Origin of the sequence: Ensifer meliloti (assembly GCF_030064585.1) — a bacterium.
Lineage (GTDB): Bacteria > Pseudomonadota > Alphaproteobacteria > Rhizobiales > Rhizobiaceae > Sinorhizobium > Sinorhizobium meliloti.
On the sequence record NZ_CP120365.1, the window covers coordinates 39220 to 55493 of the forward strand.

14 protein-coding genes are annotated in these 16274 nt (G+C 63.2%); 2 read left to right on the forward strand and 12 right to left on the reverse strand.

The features are described 5' to 3' along the window. Window positions 1-113 precede the first annotated feature (113 nt). Both PZL22_RS07225 and PZL22_RS07230 read right to left on the reverse strand, forming a co-directional pair. Entirely contained in the window at window positions 114-1406 is a 1293-nt protein-coding gene (locus PZL22_RS07225; protein ID WP_003531881.1) for a DNA polymerase IV, read from the reverse strand. Between the two features lie 206 nt (window positions 1407-1612). Further along, window positions 1613-1882 (reverse strand): DUF3572 domain-containing protein, encoded by a 270-nt coding sequence (locus tag PZL22_RS07230; RefSeq protein WP_003537643.1) that lies wholly within the window; start codon window positions 1880-1882, stop codon window positions 1613-1615. A 156-nt stretch (window positions 1883-2038) separates the two neighbouring features. Here PZL22_RS07230 and PZL22_RS07235 point away from each other — a divergent pair, with 156 nt between their 5' ends. Then, the gene (locus PZL22_RS07235; protein WP_003537642.1) at window positions 2039-2410 is read left to right on the forward strand and encodes a response regulator; all 372 of its coding nucleotides are present in this window, start codon (window positions 2039-2041) and stop codon (window positions 2408-2410) included. Between the two features lie 17 nt (window positions 2411-2427). Next, window positions 2428-3795, forward strand: a complete 1368-nt coding sequence (locus tag PZL22_RS07240) for a PleD family two-component system response regulator (RefSeq protein WP_003537641.1) — start codon at window positions 2428-2430, stop codon at window positions 3793-3795. Between the two features lie 486 nt (window positions 3796-4281). On the opposite strand, the gene rpmG is transcribed toward PZL22_RS07240, so the two are convergent. From rpmG to PZL22_RS07290, 10 genes are all read right to left on the reverse strand, one after another. Then, the gene (rpmG, locus tag PZL22_RS07245; RefSeq protein WP_003537640.1) at window positions 4282-4449 is read right to left on the reverse strand and encodes a 50S ribosomal protein L33; all 168 of its coding nucleotides are present in this window, start codon (window positions 4447-4449) and stop codon (window positions 4282-4284) included. A 94-nt stretch (window positions 4450-4543) separates the two neighbouring features. Further along, entirely contained in the window at window positions 4544-5728 is a 1185-nt protein-coding gene (locus PZL22_RS07250; RefSeq protein WP_003537639.1) for an MFS transporter, read from the reverse strand. 12 nt (window positions 5729-5740) lie between these two features. Further along, window positions 5741-6457, reverse strand: a complete 717-nt coding sequence (locus PZL22_RS07255) for an NUDIX hydrolase (protein WP_003537638.1) — start codon at window positions 6455-6457, stop codon at window positions 5741-5743. Beyond that, a complete protein-coding gene (locus PZL22_RS07260) occupies window positions 6454-6909 on the reverse strand; it encodes a DUF983 domain-containing protein (RefSeq protein ID WP_010969162.1) in 456 nt (151 codons plus the stop codon). The genes PZL22_RS07255 and PZL22_RS07260 overlap by 4 nt, the downstream gene beginning before the upstream one ends. Before the next feature lie 36 nt (window positions 6910-6945). Beyond that, the gene (gene rnr, locus PZL22_RS07265) at window positions 6946-9315 is read right to left on the reverse strand and encodes a ribonuclease R (RefSeq protein ID WP_003533025.1); all 2370 of its coding nucleotides are present in this window, start codon (window positions 9313-9315) and stop codon (window positions 6946-6948) included. A gap of 2 nt (window positions 9316-9317) precedes the next feature. Further along, a complete protein-coding gene (topA, locus tag PZL22_RS07270) occupies window positions 9318-12002 on the reverse strand; it encodes a type I DNA topoisomerase (protein ID WP_003533027.1) in 2685 nt (894 codons plus the stop codon). A 209-nt stretch (window positions 12003-12211) separates the two neighbouring features. After that, window positions 12212-13363 carry a DNA-processing protein DprA gene (gene dprA / locus PZL22_RS07275; protein WP_284718583.1) on the reverse strand — a complete coding sequence of 384 codons (1152 nt, stop codon included), beginning with the start codon at window positions 13361-13363 and terminating at the stop codon, window positions 12212-12214. Continuing rightward, entirely contained in the window at window positions 13363-13968 is a 606-nt protein-coding gene (plsY, locus tag PZL22_RS07280; RefSeq protein WP_003533031.1) for a glycerol-3-phosphate 1-O-acyltransferase PlsY, read from the reverse strand. The genes dprA and plsY overlap by 1 nt, the downstream gene beginning before the upstream one ends. Window positions 13969-14003: 35 nt before the next feature. Further along, entirely contained in the window at window positions 14004-15296 is a 1293-nt protein-coding gene (locus PZL22_RS07285) for a dihydroorotase (protein WP_003533033.1), read from the reverse strand. Next, entirely contained in the window at window positions 15293-16234 is a 942-nt protein-coding gene (locus PZL22_RS07290) for an aspartate carbamoyltransferase catalytic subunit (protein WP_003533035.1), read from the reverse strand. Before PZL22_RS07290 ends, PZL22_RS07285 begins: the two co-directional genes overlap by 4 nt. Between the last annotated feature and the right edge of the window lie 40 nt (window positions 16235-16274).

The following is a 16274-nucleotide window of genomic DNA, read 5'->3' on the forward strand; positions in this document are numbered from 1 at the left end:
CGTTCAGACAGTGGCGGCACCGCAAGGCGGAGCCGTGGAAGCAGGCTACCGTTCAATCTTTAAGGAATTGCCCCATACGATGCGGGAGCCGTCCGGTCGTACAACCGTGACGGCTATTGTCCGCGCCGCCCCTTGCCGAATGTGTAGCCGGTCTCGACGCTTGTCTTTCCGAACTTGTCGCGCAGCCTGTTGATCGCGTCCTCGGCGGCGGCACGCCGGGAGGCCTGCGGATCGACAAGATCCGGCGGATCGGCGAGATCGGGATCGACCAGATCACTGACGCCGATGCCGATCAGCCGGTATTTCGTCCCGTCTACCTCCTTCTCGAGCAGCTGCAGGCCGGTGCGGAAGATGCGGTCGGCCAGGCGGGTCGGGCTTTCCAACCGGCGGTTGCGCGTTCGGGTCTTGAAGTCCGCGGTCTTGAGCTTCAGCACCACCGTCTGCCCTGCCAGCGCGGATTTTCGCAAGCGGAATGCCACTTGTTCGCTGAGGCCCCTCAGATGCGCTACGAGGTCCTCCTGGCGCGCCAGGTCGTCGTTGAAGGTCGTCTCGGAGGAGACGCTCTTCGCTTCTCCGTCGATCTCCACGGACCTTTCGTCCAGGCCGCGCGAAAGCCGGTAGAGCCGCCGGCCCATCGTGCCGTAGCGGCGCATGAGGTCCGCCTCTTCCATCGTCTGGAGCTGCCCGATCGCGCGGATTCCGTCCCTTTCGAGCGTGGCGGCGAAGGCCTTGCCGACGCCCCAGATGAGGGTAACGGGCTTGGCTTTCAGGAAGTCGACGGCTTCGGCCTGGCCGATGACCGAAAAGCCGCGGGGCTTCTGAAGGTCCGAGGCGACCTTGGCCAGGAATTTGCAGTAGGAAAGCCCGACGGAAACGGTGATGCCGATTTCCTGCTCTACACGCTTGGCGAAGCGGGCAAGCGTTCGGGCGGGCGGATCGTGGTGAAGCCGCTCGGTGCCGCTCAGATCGAGAAAGGCCTCATCTATCGACAGCGGCTGCACGAGAGGCGTCAGCTCCTGCATCATCGCTCTGACCTCGCGCCCGACGCGCACATATTTCTCCATGTCGGGCTTGATCACCACGGCCTGCGGGCAGGCTTCGAGGGCTTTGAACATAGGCATGGCGGAGCGCACGCCATGGATGCGGGCAATGTAACAGGCCGTGGAGACGACGCCACGCTTACCGCCGCCGATGATCACGGGCTTGTCGGCGAGCTCCGGATTGTCGCGCTTCTCGACCGAGGCATAGAAGGCATCGCAGTCGATATGCGCGAGGGTCAACCGGTAGAGTTCGGAGTGCCGGAGGAGCCGCGGACTGCCGCAGGCGAGGCACCGCCGTGAATGGGCGGCTTGCTCCTTGAGGCAATCACGGCAGAAGCCGGAGGGTGGGGCGGCGCTGTCGATCATATCCGGAACAAATGTTGAACGCGGCGACTTTACGCTCTACGCTGCTGAGTCTCAAGGCGGCGGCTGGAGGCTGTTTTGGATATCGCTGTTAAATTTGAGATGGTGCGGGCCGATCGCCGGCCGGACTTCGGGGCACTGTTTGGTCGTCAGGGCGCATTCGGCGTCGGGCGGTGTACCGCGCCGCGCACATCGCGTATCGGCACCATTCAGTCCTCGAAGTCACGTGGGCCGGAGAGGACATGGTGCGCCCGGACGACCTCTTCCGGCGAGGTTTGCGTTTCGTTGCAGAAGGCCATCAGCGTCGGTTCGTGCTCCATCAGGAACGCAACGAGTCCGCCCATGAAGCCCGGCTCGCCGATGGCGCTGCGCAGGGAGGCGGGATCGGTGCCGGTAAGCGCCAGAAAGCGCGACATCAGCTCAGGCTCGTTCGCGAGCCAGGTGAGGATGGCGATCGCCGTATCGTCAGCGTTCTTCATGATATGCGCTCTCTTCTCGTTTGGCGGCCGCAATTACCTATTTTTCAACCAAATCGCGCTAGCCTGGCGATCGACGAAATGGGTCGAGTCGCCGTTGTTGCAACTTAAATCTCTCCCGGAGACTTGCAAGGCGGCGGCAGACAGCAAGGGATCGACATGCCCAAACAGGTAATGATTGTTGAGGATAACGAGCTGAATATGAAGCTCTTCCGCGACCTGATTGAGGCTTCGGGCTACGCGACGATCCAGACGCGCAACGGCATGGAAGCCCTGGAACTCGCGCGCAAGCATCGTCCCGACCTGATTCTGATGGACATCCAATTGCCGGAGGTCTCCGGCCTCGAGGTCACGAAATGGCTCAAGGAAGATGATGAGCTTCACGTGATTCCGGTCATTGCCGTAACCGCTTTTGCCATGAAGGGCGACGAGGAACGCATCCGCCAAGGGGGATGCGAGGCCTATGTCTCCAAGCCGATTTCCGTTCCAAAATTCATTGAGACGATCAAAACATACCTGGGCGATGCCTGACTGCCGGAAAGATCGATATGACTGCGCGCATCCTCGTCGTTGATGACGTACCAGCCAATGTGAAGCTCCTGGAAGCGCGGCTCGTGGCCGAATATTTCGACGTGCTTACGGCCGGGGACGGGCACGCCGCATTGGCGACATGCGAAAAGACGCCGGTGGATCTCGTCCTGCTCGATATCATGATGCCGGGGATGGACGGTTTCGAGGTCTGCGAAAGACTGAAGGCGAACAGCCGGACCGCGCATATTCCGGTCGTGATGATAACGGCGCTCGATCAGCCGTCCGATCGTGTGCGCGGGCTGAAGGCCGGCGCCGACGACTTCCTGACCAAGCCCGTGAACGATCTGCAGCTCATGTCGCGCGTGAAAAGCCTCGTACGCCTGAAGAACGTCAGCGACGAGCTGCGTCTCAGAGCCCAGACGGCGCAAACGATCGGGCTGCAGGAACTGGCCCGTGTCGATCGGCCGGACGAGCCCGGCAGCGTGCTACTGGTCGATGGCCGCGCTTCTTCACAGGAACGGCTCACCCGTGCCCTGAAGCCGATCGCCGATGTCGCCGTCATATCGGACCCGCAGGCCGCTCTGTTCGAGGCCGCCGAAAGCAGTTTCGACCTGATCATCGTCAACGCGAATTTCGACGACTACGATCCCTTGCGTCTGTGTTCGCAATTGCGCTCGCTCGAGCGGACCCGCTTCATTCCGATCCTGCTGGTAACCGAGCAGGGAAACGATGAGAGAATCGTCCGCGCACTCGAACTGGGCGTGACGGACTACATCATGCGACCCGTCGATCCGAACGAACTTGTCGCCCGCTCCCTCACGCAGATCCGGCGCAAGCATTGCAACGATCGCCTGCGCGCAAGTGTCCAGCAGACGATCGAATTGGCCGTGACCGATGATCTCACCGGCCTCCACAACAGGCGTTATCTGGAAAACCACCTGAAGCTGCTGATCGATCGCGCGACCACAAGGGGGCGTCCGCTGTCGATCTGCATCACGGATATCGATCGCTTCAAGCGTGTGAACGACACTCACGGCCATGATGCCGGTGACGATGTACTGCGCGAATTTGCCAACCGTGTTCGCGCCACGGTGCGCGGCGCGGATCTTGCCTGCCGTTTCGGCGGGGAGGAGTTCGTGGTCGTCATGCCGGATACGACGCCCGAAATGGCTGCAATCGTTGCGGAGAGGCTTCGACTGGCGGTCGAGAGCCGTGGCTTCGACATTCCGCAGGCCGCGACGGTCCTGAACGTAACGGCGTCGCTCGGCATTGCAACCCTGAGGCCGCATGGCGATACGGCCGAGGCTTTGCTGAAGCGGGCCGACATGGCGCTCTATCAGGCGAAGAACGGCGGACGGAACCGCGTCGTCGCTGCCGCTGCCTGATCCGCCGCACATGCTGAGCTTTTCAGGGCCTCGCGCGCGGGTTCCTTCAGGTTCCGTTTTTCTTCGCGTGGCCCGTGCCGGGGTAAGCACATCTGCAGGCGACACTGTCCGATTCTGAAACAGAATTAACCAAACGCCGAGCAACCCCTCTTCGGCGATTAAGAATGCATTGATTTTTTTTTAGTTTCAGGCAATGCTGATAAGCGAGGAAGGAAACTTCCACAGCATTCGGTTACCCCATGATGCTCAGGTCCGCCGCATCTCCTGGGTCGTGGGGTCGGTCGGCTGGCCTCGGACTTGCGGATTCCTCGTGCTGCAACCGGACCAGTCGACCCCCATTCGAAACGCCGCTTCGAAAGAGGCGGCGTTTTCGTCTCTTCCGTTCGTTTCAGGTTCAAGCGCCGGAAAAGCGCAAAGAACGGAAAAGCGCAAAGAAAAAGCGCCGGCCCTGCGGGCGGCGCTCCTCGATCGAAGAAAGCGGCGATCTTACTTGATCTTGGCTTCCTTGAATTCGACGTGCTTCTTCGCGACCGGATCGTATTTCGTCTTCGTCATCTTGTCCGTCATCGTGCGGCTGTTCTTGGTGGTGACGTAGAAGTAACCGGTGTCGGCCGTCGACAGCAGCTTGATCTTGATGGTGGTAGCTTTCGCCATGGTCGTCCTGCCTTTATGAAAAATTGAAAGCCGTGGACAACCGATTGCGGGCCACGGTCAAGTTGCCGCGAAACTACAAATCACGACCGAAAAGTCAAGGCCGTTTTGGTTTCAAAACGATGCGGACCAGGGAAAGTACGACATAAAGCCCGAAGAAGCCGGCGATTGCCCAGGCAAAGCCGTCATTGCCCGTCACATCCATGGCCGCCCCGATCACCTGCGGACCCGCTACCGTGCCGACGGCGTAGGAGAACACGAAGGCGGCGTTGGCGGCCGCAAGGTCCGCTCCCTGAAGACGGGAACCGAGGTGGCTGAGGCCGACCGTATAGAGACCGGAGACGCATCCGCCCCAGAACAGAAGAACAAGCGCCATCAGGAACCAGTTTTCAACCAGCGTAGGCAGGAACAGGGCGCCTACGAGCCCGATCAGGGTCAGCGCCGACAGGATCGTACGGCGGTCCTTCACGCGGTCGGAAAGCATGCCGAGGGGGATCTGGAAGATGAAATTGCCGACGCCCATGACCGTCAGCAGCAGCGCTGCCTGCGATTCGCTGAAACCCGCGCGGGTCCCGAAGATGGGAAACAGGGAAAGCCCGCCATATTCCACCGCGCCGAAGATAAAGACGGCGGCCGTCGCGGTCGGCACCAGGAAGACATAACGCATGAAATGGCGCTTCGGCTTTTCGTCCAGCACCGGGCTTTCATTGCGCGCGAGAAAGATCGGGATCGCGGAAAGCAGGATGACGCCCGCGCCGACAGCGAAGGGCAGGAAGCCTTCGCTGCCCAGGATGGAGAAGAGCAGGGGACCGCTCGCGAAGCCGAGCGAGAGTACCGTGCCGTAAATCCCGAGCACGAAGCCGCGCCTGTTGGGGGGCGCGGTGGCGTTGATCCAGAACTCCGAAAGGATGAAGAGGACGGTGATTGCGCCGTGAAAGACGATGCGCAGGGGAAACCAGAGCCAGAAATTCGTGAGGTAGTAGAAACCGAGCGAGCTCGCCGCCGCAAACATTATCGCCAGCAGCATGGTCGGAGCGACGCCGTGACGATGGGCGAATTTCATCGTGAACGGGGCGGCGGCCATCGATGCGAGGCCGGCCATTGCCGCATTCAGCCCGTTCAGGGTGGGCGCGATGCCCCGCTTTTCCATGATGACGCTGAGCAGCGGGAGCCCCAGGCCGATCGCGATGCCGACGGCAGTGATCGACGCGAGCGCGGCGATCAATGAAGGCCAGTGGATTTCGTCAACCGGTCCTGACGTACCGGGCGGCGGCTTCGACATGCGATAGGGCCCTCAGAGAAGCGTGCGGTGAAAGCGCCCATGGCGCGTAAAATAAAATGGAACGGTTCTTTCAGGCGGAAGCGAAGGATCCGACATGAGATCGTTTCTCAGATCCGAGAGGATGATTGCGGTGATCTCCGGCACGCGAAGCGCGGAAAAGTCGTTGACATCGATCCACTGCAAATCCTGAAGCTCCCGGCTTTCCGCCACCAGTGAGGGATCGATCTCGGCCTCGTCCGCGAAAACGGCAAAGAACCGTGTGTCAAACCGCCTCGGCAGTCCCGGAGGAGTAATGGCCCGCGCCATATAGCGCAAGTTCGAAAGATCGGGAAGAAACGGAAGCACCGCGCCTTGGCGCTCGCGTGTCCGGCCGAGGCTTACCCCGGCTTCTTCGTAAAGTTCCCTCGCGGCCGCAAGTGCTAGCGCCCGTGCGCGAGCCTCGGTGATCGCCCGCCCGTCGCCTGCCCTGAGAGATCGCAGAACCGCCGGATGAAGATCGCCGTCAAAACTCAGGCGATGGTCGCCGGGATCGCGGCGGCCACCCGGAAAGACGTAAAGGTCCGGCATGAAGACGTGGGCGCTGTGGCGTTTGCCCATCAACACGCGAATGTCCTTGCCGGATCTGTCGAGAAGCATGATGGAGGCCGCATCGCGCGTCCTGACCGTAGGAGAACTCGCCGCTTCGGCCTCGAGTGCGAAAGCGCGGCCGCCAAGCGGCTCCGGGGTCATGCCGAAGGATCTCGCGGCGGGAGGACGTCTTCAGGCAGATCGTCGTGACCGCCGAAGCCGTGCATTCTCAACGCCCATTGCAGGCCGATGACCGCGCCCTTGACCGGCTGCATCAGGGCGAGCGAACTGGCAAGCGTAACCGGCGCCCAGATCGCGAGATGCTGCCATGTCGTAAGCGGCAGCACGAGATCGGTCATCATATAACCGCCGAGCACGACATGGCCGACGATCGTGACGACGATATAGGGCGGGAAGTCGTCGGCGCGGTGGTGATCCATGCGTTCGCCGCAGGCGTCGCAGGCGTCCACCGATTTGAGGAAGGCGCGGAACAACCGGCCGCGGCCGCAGGCCGGACAGGTCCCGAAAAGGCCACGCTTGATCGAGCGGCCGACAGGCCTTTTGTCGCCCTCCGCTCCGCCGAGCTGAAGCATGTCTGTCGCCGTTGCCTTCATGTCCAATCCTCGTGCCGGACGTCGCGCGTCCGGCTGTCAGTGCCTGCCGCGGGGCGGTCGCGTTCCCGGGCGTTTGCGCGCACCCGTCCGGTCGCGGCGGCCGGCCTTGTGGAAGGAGCGCATTGCCGTCGGCATCTTTCGTCCCTCGCTCAGCATTTCGAAACGGAGTGCACCGGCCAACGGCACCGCTTCTACAAGCTTGACCTGCACCGGGTCCCCGAGACGGTAACCCAGTCCGGATTTCTCGCCGGAAAGGGCCTGATGCGCCTCATCATAGATGAAATAGTCGCGCCCGAGCGTAGATATAGGGATGAAGCCGTCGGCGCCATAGGCGGGGAGGGTGACAAAAAGTCCCGCCTTGGTGACGCCGGAAACCCGTCCGTCGAACTCTTCGCCGACGCGGCCGTTCAGATGGTGGGCGATCAGCCGATCGATCGTATCGCGTTCAGCCGCCATGGCGCGCCGCTCGAAGGTCGAGATTTCGGCGGCGATATCGTCGAGCGCTGCTTCTTCCTCGGGCATTATGCCGCCTTCGCCGAGCCCGAGCGCGGAAACGAGCGCGCGGTGCACGATCAGATCCGCATAGCGCCGGATCGGCGAGGTGAAGTGGGCGTAGCGCAACAGGTTCAGGCCGAAATGACCGATATTTTCCGGGCTGTAGATCGCCTGGCTTTGCGAACGAAGCACCATCTGGTTCACGATCGTCTCGTAAGGCTTTCCGTCGGCCTTGGCGAGAATGCCGTTGAAATGGTTCGCCCGCATGTTGCCGCCTTTGGCGAGCGCGATGTCGAGCGTCGCCAGGAATTCGCGAAGGCTCTCCTGCTTGGCGAGCGAGGGTTGGTCGTGGACACGATAGATCAGAACCTGACGTTTCTGTTCCAGCGTCTCGGCAGCGGCGACATTCGCCTGGATCATCATCTCTTCGATGAGCTTGTGCGCATCGAGGCGTTCCGGCACGAAGACCCGATCGACCGTGCCGTCCGGCTTCAGGATGATCTTGCGCTCCGGCACGTCGAGTTCGAGCGGCTGACGGCGCTCCCTTCCGCGGGTGAGGGTACGATAGGCTTCCCAGAGCGGCTTGAGGATCGTATCCAGTATGGGGCCGGTCTTGTCGTCGGGAGCACCGTCGATCGCGGTCTGCGCCTGTTGGTACGAGAGCTTGGCGGCGCTTCGCATCATGATGCGGTGAAACGTATGCCCGGCCTTGCGGCCTTCCTTGGAAAAGCGCATCCGGACCGCAAGCGCCGGGCGGTCGACGCCTTCCTTCAGGGAGCAGAGGTCGTTGGATATGCGCTCGGGCAGCATCGGTACGACCCGGTCGGGAAAATAGACGGAATTGCCGCGTTTCAACGCCTCGAGATCGAGTGCCGAGCGTGCCCTGACGTACCAGGAGACGTCGGCGATCGCGACGGTGACGATGACGCCGCCCGGATTGTCCGGCGACGAATCCGGCTCCGCGTAGACGGCGTCGTCGTGATCCTTGGCGTCCGCCGGGTCTATGGTGATGAGCGGCAGGGTGCGCCAGTCCTCGCGATGCGCCATGGTTGCAGGACGCGCGGCTTCCGCCTCCTGCAGCACCCTCTCCGGAAAGACGTGCGGGATACCATGGGCATGGATGGCGATCATCGAGATCGCCTTTTCGGACGCGACCGAGCCGATGACGTTCTGCACCTGCGCCCGCGGCAGGCCGTAGCGGCCGATCCGCGAAAGATGCGCTTCGACGAGATCGCCTTCCTTGGCGTCGCCGATGAACTCCGGATCGATGAGGAGCTCCTCGCCGCGCTTGTCGATCGGCATCAGCCGGCCGCCGCCGCCGGGCGTGGCGCGGAAGACGCCGAGGACCGCGTCCTTGCGCTTGTCGAGCACCTTGATGATACGCGCGGTATAGGCAGGGCCGCCGCGTTCCTTGGCCGGGAAAATCTTCGCGAGCACCCGGTCGCCGAGACCGCCTACCGGCGTCTTGCCCTTGGCCCTGGCGACGCTTGATTGCTTGATCAGGACTGCGGGCGCGACGCCGTCGTCGTCGAGCCACTCGGCCGGCCGGCCGATCAGGTCGCCATCGACGTCGCGAATGGTAATGTCAAGAACGGTGACGGGCGGGAGCCCGCCGGGGCGAACGAGCGACTTGCGCTTCTTCTCGACGAGCCCGTCCTCCTCGAGCGATCGCAGCAGTCCCTTGAGCTCTACCCGTGCCTCGCCCTTCAGGCCGAACGCCTTGGCGATCTCGCGCTTCGAGGCGTGTTGCGGGTTCTCGGCGATGAAGCGCATCAGCACCTCGCGGGAAGGAACGACGCCATGAACGATCGTCTCCTTTTCTCCGGCCGGTGCCGTCCTGGCCGCGCGGCCGTTCTTCTTGCCTGCGCCCTTTGCGGGCGTTTCGGTCGGGTCGCGCGGAATCCTGGTCAAGGTCAGTCCTTCTTGGCCTTCGCGGCCGCTTTCGTTTTCGTCTTCGCTGCTGATTTCGGCTTCTCCGCTTTCGCAGTTCCGGCCGATGCAGCCTTGGCAGACTTCGTTCCGGCCGATTTTCCCCCGGTCGGCTTTCCCTTTGCCGCCTTGCCCTTGGTCACGCCGCCTTTCGCTTCGCGCTCGGCGATGAGCGCAAGCGCTTCCTCGACCGTGACCGATTGCGGGTCCTTACCCCTCGGCAGCGTGGCATTCACCTTGCCCCAGTTGACGTAGGGCCCGAAGCGTCCGTCGCGAACAGTAATCGCGCCGCCGTCCGGATGTTCCCCAAGCTCCTTGAGGGCCGCCGCGCTAGCGCGTCCGCCGCCAGCCCCTTTGGACTGCTTGTCGGCAAGGACGGAAATCGCGCGGTTCAGACCGATAGAGAAGACGTCCTCGACGGATTCCAGATTGGCATAGGTGCCGTTGTGAAGCACGAAGGGGCCATAGCGGCCGATGCCGGTGGAGATCATCTTGCCGCTTTCCGGATGCGGCCCGATATCGCGCGGCAGGGAGAGCAGGGCGAGGGCCTTCTCGTGATCGATCGCCGCCGGCGTCCAACCCTTCGGCAGGCTGGCGCGTTTCGCCTCCTTGCCGTCGCCGCGCTGGACATAGGGGCCGAAGCGGCCGTTGCGCAGCGTGATTTCCTCGCCGGTATGCGGATCCTTGCCGAGGCTTTGCGGCTCGTTCGCTGCAGCTGCTTCGGCGTCACCGTTGCTGTCGGAGGAGAGTTGGCGCGTGTAGTTGCATTCCGGGTAATTGGAGCATCCGACGAAAGCGCCGTATTTGCCGAGCTTCAGGGACAGCTTGCCGGTGCCGCAGACCTGACAAATGCGCGGGTCGCCGCCATCTTCCCGCTTCGGGAAGACGAGCGGAGCCAGTTCCTCGTTGAGCGCATCGAGCACGTTGGTGACGCGCAGTTCCTTGGTGTCCTCGATCTGGGAGAAGAAGTCCTTCCAGAAGTCGCGCAGCACGTCCTTCCAATTGAGTTCGCCTGCCGAAATCTGGTCGAGTTTCTCCTCGAGCGACGCGGTGAAATCATATTCTACATAGCGGGTGAAGAAGCTTTCGAGGAACGCAGTGACCAGACGGCCTTTCGCCTGCGGCACCAGCTTGCGCTTGTCGATCTCCACATAGTCACGGTCGATGAGGGTCGTGACGGTCGCCGCATAGGTTGACGGGCGGCCGATACCGAGCTCTTCCATCTTCTTGATGAGCGTCGCTTCCGAATAGCGCGGCGGCGGCTCGGTGAAGTGCTGGCTGGCGTTGATCTTCTGCTTGGCAAGATTTTCGCGTGCGTTGATTTCCGGAAGGCGGCCGTCCTCGTCGCCGTCATCCGCCTGCTCGCCGTCTTCCTTCATGTCGGTATAGGCAGCGATGAAGCCGTCGAAGCGGATGACCGAGCCGGTTGCCCTGAGACCCGCCTTCTTGCCGGCATTGTCGGCGACGATCTCGGCGGTGGTGCGCTCGATCTCCGCAGACGCCATCTGGCTCGCGATACCGCGCTTCCAGACAAGATCGTACAGTCTCAGCATGTCGCCGTCGAGGAAGCGCCGGACCTGGTCGGGCGTGCGGTCGAAATCGGTCGGGCGAATGGCCTCGTGCGCTTCCTGGGCATTCTTTGCCTTGGTGGAATAGAAGCGCGGCTTTTCCGGAAGATAACGCTCTCCGAACTGGCTGCCGATGGCCTGGCGCGCGGCCTCGATCGCTTCCGGCGCCATCTGCACGCCGTCCGTTCGCATATAGGTGATGAGACCTACGGTTTCTCCGCCGATATCGACGCCTTCATAGAGCTTCTGCGCCACCTGCATGGTGCGCGATGCCGAGAAGCCGAGCTTCGAGGAGGCGGCCTGCTGCAGCGTCGAAGTGGTGAAGGGCGGGGAGGGATTGCGTTTGACCGGCTTGGCCTCGACGCTCTCGACGACGTAGCTCGCGCCGTCGAGCAGGGACTTCAACCGGTTGGCTTCCTCGCCATTGCCGATCGCCTTCGGCGGCAGCCGCTTGCCGTCGGCCGAAACGAGGCGCGCTTCGAATTCGTCGCCGCGCGGTGTCTTCAGAAGCGCCGAGATGTTCCAGTATTCTTCGGTGACGAAGCGCTCGATCTCCGCCTCGCGGTCGCAGACGAGGCGCAGCGCCACCGATTGCACGCGGCCCGCCGAGCGTGCGCCCGGCAGCTTGCGCCAGAGCACGGGCGAAAGATTGAAGCCGACGAGGTAGTCGAGAGCGCGGCGTGCGAGATATGCGTCGACCAGCGAGGCATCGATGTCGCGGGGTTCGGCCATCGCATCGAGCACGGCCTTCTTGGTGATCGCATTGAAGACGACGCGCTTGACCGGCTTGTCGCCGATGACCTTTTTCTTCCTGAGAAGGTCGAGCACATGCCAGGAGATCGCCTCGCCCTCGCGGTCGGGGTCGGTCGCGAGAATGAGACCGTCGGACGATTTCACCGCATCGGCGATGTCCTTCATCCGCTTGGCGGAAGCGCCGTCGACCTCCCAGGACATCTCGAAGTCTTCGTCGGGGCGAACCGATCCGTCCTTGGCAGGCAGGTCACGCACGTGGCCGAACGAGGCAAGCACCTTGTAGCCTGGGCCCAGGTACTTGTTGATCGTCTTGGCCTTGGAAGGCGATTCCACCACTACAACATTCATCGACATTCTCTGAAACAACTTGTTTGGCGACCCTGCGCGCCAATCCGACGCCACGACATGGACAGGGATTCGGGCGCGGTCAAGGGGTTTGATCGAAAATAGCTATATCACGCTCGACCGCAACCAAGCGGCAACATTCGAATCGGCTCAACCAGTGGTCGTCATTCTTGCCGCTGTCTTTGACGCGGCGGAGCGACAGGTCCTGGCCGTCATTCGGCCGTCGCGAGGGATACGAGATTGCCTCCGTGACGGCAGAGCTGACCGGCAAGATCCAGTTCGACGAGCACCATATGGATCTGCGGTGCGGCAAGGCCGGTATATCGGATGAGATCGTCGATTGCGACCGGCGTCGGCCCGAGAGCCTCGACGACGCGCGAGCGATCTGTGTCGTCCGGCGGCTGCGGCATCGGCCGCGGCTCCTCGGCGCTTGGCTCGTTGGCTTCCAGCCGCGAGAAAAGGTCGTCGCGGCTGAGAGGCGCCAGCGCCTCGATCACGTCCGCCGAAGAGGTCGTAACGGTCGCCCCCTGTTTCAGGAGATCGTTCGTGCCATGACAGCGCGGATCGAGAGGCGACCCGGGAACGGCAAAGACCAGCCGGCCGAAATCGGCGGCATAGCGCGCAGTGATCAGTGACCCTGAACGGTTCGCGGCTTCGACGATCGCAACACCGAGGCTGATGCCCGCGACGAGCCGGTTTCGTCTCGGGAAATCCCGGGCGCGCGGTTCCCAGCCAAAGGGCATCTCGCTGACCGCCAGCCCCTCGCCGGAGACGATTTCCTGCAGGAGGCCGAGATTCTCCGGCGGGTAGGGGCGGTCGAGGCCACCGGCGAGCACGGCGATCGTGCCTGTCCGCAGACTGGCGCGGTGCGCGGCGGTGTCGATGCCGCGGGCGAGCCCTAATGTGATGACATAGCCGGCAGCTCCGGCGTCGCGGGCGATCATCGCCGCGAACTTCGCGCCGCTGACCGAGGCATTGCGTGAGCCGACGATCCCAAGCGAGGGACGGGCCGTCGCGTTCAAATTGCCCTTCGTCGCGAGAAGCGGCGGGGCGCCGTCGATCTGTCTGAGCGCGTCCGGATAATCGGGTTCGCCGATGCCCACGAACACGGCACCGAACCGGTGTGCGGCCTCGAGTTCTCGCTCGGCTTCGTCCACCGTGGCAATGCGGAAGGACCGGTCCGCCCCGCCACGACGCGAAAGTTCCGGCAGCGCCTCGAGCGCCGCCTCTGCGTTGCCGAAATGGCTGATCAGATCGCGGAAGGTTGCCGGGCCGACATTGTCGCTTCGGATGAGCCGCAACCATGCGATCTTCTGCCGTTCGCTGAGCGCGGTCCCGGTCCGTCGAGCGCCGCCCGGCGGCATCAGCCCTTTTCTCCGATCCGGCTTTCGGTGCCGCTCAGGAGGCGCTGGATGTTGGCGCGGTGCTTGATCCAGGCGATGGCCGTCATGACCGCAAAGAGCCCGGCCACCTTGCCGTTGCCGGCTGCATAGAGCGCGATGGGGACGGCGGCGGTCGCGACGAGTGCCGAAAGAGAGGAGTAGCGGGTGATCTTTGCCATCGCCAGCCAGATGGCTGCGAAAAGGAGCACCATAACCGGCATGAGGCCGAGCAGTACGCCGATATAGGTCGCAACGCCCTTGCCGCCCCTGAAGGAAAGCCAGACGGGAAAAAGGTGTCCGAGAAAGGCGGCAAAACCGGCGGCAATGCCCGCTTCGACACCCCAGTAGGATGCGATCGCTGCGGCAGCCGTGCCCTTCAGGGCATCGAGCAGCAGCGTGGCGGCGGCAAGCTTCCTGTTGCCGGTTCTGAGCACATTCGTCGCGCCGATATTGCCGGAGCCGATCTTGCGTACGTCACCGAGGCCGGCCATCCGCGTCAGAATGAGGCCGAACGGGATCGAGCCCAGCAGATAACCGAAAACAAGGCATGCGAAAGTCGAAGGCAGCCCCAACTGCCAGGAAAACATGTCCACCGGTCCCCCCTTCCGCTGACCCGCGCCGGTTATGCCGAATGCACGAGTTCGCCAGCAACATAGGTTTGGACGACCCGTCCGGTAAAGCGTGCATTTTCGAAAGGCGTGTTCTTGGAGCGTGAGACGAGCGTCTCCTTGTGGAGAACCCAAGGCTCGTCAAGGTCGATGACGGCGATGTCGGCTCGGGCGCCGGGCTTCAGCGTGCCGGCATCCAGGCCGAAGATCGCGGCCGGGCGGGTGGACAGAGCATCGATCAGCCGCATCAGCGGCACTTCGCCGCTGTGATAGAGCCGCAGCGCCGCTGCCGCCAGTGTTTCGAGGCCGATCGCCCCGTCCGCGGCATCCGCGAAGGGCAGGCGCTTGGTGTCGACGTCCTGCGGATCATGAGACGAGACAATGATATCGATCGTTCCGTCGGCCAGCGCCTCGACCATCGCGACGCGATCGTCCTCGGTGCGCAAGGGCGGCGAGAGTTTGAAGAAAGTCCTGTACTCGCCGATGTCGTTCTCGTTCAGGGTCAAGTGGTTGATCGAGATGCCGCAGGTGACGTTGGTGCCGCGCTCGCGGGCGATGCGAATGGTCTCGGCCGATTCGGGAACGGAAATTTCAGCCGCGTGATAGGCCGCACGCGTCAGGCCGGCGATGCGCAGGTCGCGTTCGAGCGGAATGATCTCGGCTTCGCGCGGCACGCCGGGAAGGCCGAGCCAACTCGCAAGCAGCCCTTCATTCATGACGCCGTTGGCGCCGAGATACTTGTCGCGCGTCCCGAGCGCGACGACGGCACCGAACTCGCGCGCGTAGGTCATCGCGCGGCGAAGCACGAGCGTATCGTGCACCGGCTGTCGCCCGTTGGTGAAGCAGACGGCGCCCGCATCGCGAAGCAGCCCGATCTCGGTCATCTCTTGGCCGAGCAGTCCCTTGGTCAGGGCCGCCGCCGGATGGACGTTGACGAGCGCCTTGTCGCGCGCGGTCTTCTGCACGAATTCGACAAGCGCGATATCGTCGATCACCGGATCGGTGTCCGGCATGGCGATGAAAGAAGTGACGCCGCCGGTTGCCGCTGCACGCGAGGCCGACTCGATCGTCTCGCGATGTTCGCTGCCCGGTTCGCCGACGAAGACGCGCGCATCGACCAATCCCGGGACGGCGGTGAGGCCGGCGCAGTCCTTGACGAAGGCGTCCGCAGGTACGCCCTGGTTCTGCGCATCCTTCCCGGCCGCGAGGATACGGCCGTCGTCCCCGACGATGATGGCGCCGATTTCGTCCAGTTTCCGCGAGGGATCGACGATGCGGAGGTTCTGCAGAACGAGTGGTCTGGTCATAGGCGCGGCCCCTGGTTCTGGGAGAGAAGCAATGTTTCCATCACCGCCATGCGCACGGCGACGCCCATCTCGACCTGCTGTTCGATCACGCTTTGCGGCCCGTCGGCGATCTCCGAGGCGATCTCGACGCCGCGGTTCATCGGCCCCGGATGCATGACGAGCGCGTCGTCCTTCGCGACCTTGAGCTTCTCGGCATCCAGGCCGTAGTAATGGAAGTACTCGCGCACCGAAGGCACGAAGGAGCCGGCCATGCGCTCGCGCTGGAGTCTCAGCATCATCACCACGTCCGCATCCTTGAGGCCCTCGGCCATGGAGTGGTAGACCTCGGCGCCCATCTCGGCGATGCCGGCGGGAAGCAGCGTCGCCGGCGCGACGACCCGCACACGGGCGCCCATCTGGTTCAAAAGCAGGATATTGGAGCGGGCGACGCGCGAGTGGAGAACGTCGCCGCAGATCGCCACGATGATCCGCGAGAGCTTGCCCTTGGCGCGCCGGATCGTCAGCGCGTCGAGCAGCGCCTGCGTCGGGTGCTCGTGCTGGCCGTCGCCGGCGTTGACGACTGAGCAGGAGACCTTCTGGGCAAGCAGCGAGGCAGCCCCCGCCGACGAGTGGCGAACGACCAGCACGTCCGGGTGCATGGCGTTCAGCGTCATCGCCGTATCGATCAGCGTCTCGCCTTTCTTCACCGAGGAATTGCCGACGGACATGTTCATGACGTCGGCGCCGAGCCGCTTTCCGGCGAGCTCGAATGAGGACTGGGTACGGGTCGAGGCTTCAAAGAACAGATTGATCTGCGTGAGCCCGCGCAGCGAGGAGGTCTTCTTTTCCCTCTGTCGAGAGATCTTGACGGCCTCGTCGGCGCGATCGAGCAGGAGCGTGATATCCTGTTCCGTCAGCCCCTTGATGCCGAGCAGGTGGCGATGCGGGAAGGTGATCATGAGCCGCCCTTGCATTTCTGGAATTCGGTCGCTCTATAGA

Excerpts from the sequence above, each read along its gene's own strand:
- PZL22_RS07225 (WP_003531881.1), bottom strand. The coding sequence starts at position 1,406 with ATGATCGACAGCGCCGCCCCACCCTCCGGCTTCTGCCGTGATTGCCTC.
- PZL22_RS07230 (WP_003537643.1), bottom strand. The coding sequence starts at position 1,882 with ATGAAGAACGCTGACGATACGGCGATCGCCATCCTCACCTGGCTCGCG.
- PZL22_RS07235 (WP_003537642.1), top strand. The coding sequence starts at position 2,039 with ATGCCCAAACAGGTAATGATTGTTGAGGATAACGAGCTGAATATGAAG.
- PZL22_RS07240 (WP_003537641.1), top strand. The coding sequence starts at position 2,428 with ATGACTGCGCGCATCCTCGTCGTTGATGACGTACCAGCCAATGTGAAG.
- rpmG (WP_003537640.1), bottom strand. The coding sequence starts at position 4,449 with ATGGCGAAAGCTACCACCATCAAGATCAAGCTGCTGTCGACGGCCGAC.
- PZL22_RS07250 (WP_003537639.1), bottom strand. The coding sequence starts at position 5,728 with ATGTCGAAGCCGCCGCCCGGTACGTCAGGACCGGTTGACGAAATCCAC.
- PZL22_RS07255 (WP_003537638.1), bottom strand. The coding sequence starts at position 6,457 with ATGACCCCGGAGCCGCTTGGCGGCCGCGCTTTCGCACTCGAGGCCGAA.
- PZL22_RS07260 (WP_010969162.1), bottom strand. The coding sequence starts at position 6,909 with ATGAAGGCAACGGCGACAGACATGCTTCAGCTCGGCGGAGCGGAGGGC.
- topA (WP_003533027.1), bottom strand. The coding sequence starts at position 12,002 with ATGAATGTTGTAGTGGTGGAATCGCCTTCCAAGGCCAAGACGATCAAC.
- dprA (WP_284718583.1), bottom strand. The coding sequence starts at position 13,363 with ATGCCGCCGGGCGGCGCTCGACGGACCGGGACCGCGCTCAGCGAACGG.
- plsY (WP_003533031.1), bottom strand. The coding sequence starts at position 13,968 with ATGTTTTCCTGGCAGTTGGGGCTGCCTTCGACTTTCGCATGCCTTGTT.
- PZL22_RS07285 (WP_003533033.1), bottom strand. The coding sequence starts at position 15,296 with ATGACCAGACCACTCGTTCTGCAGAACCTCCGCATCGTCGATCCCTCG.
- PZL22_RS07290 (WP_003533035.1), bottom strand. The coding sequence starts at position 16,234 with ATGATCACCTTCCCGCATCGCCACCTGCTCGGCATCAAGGGGCTGACG.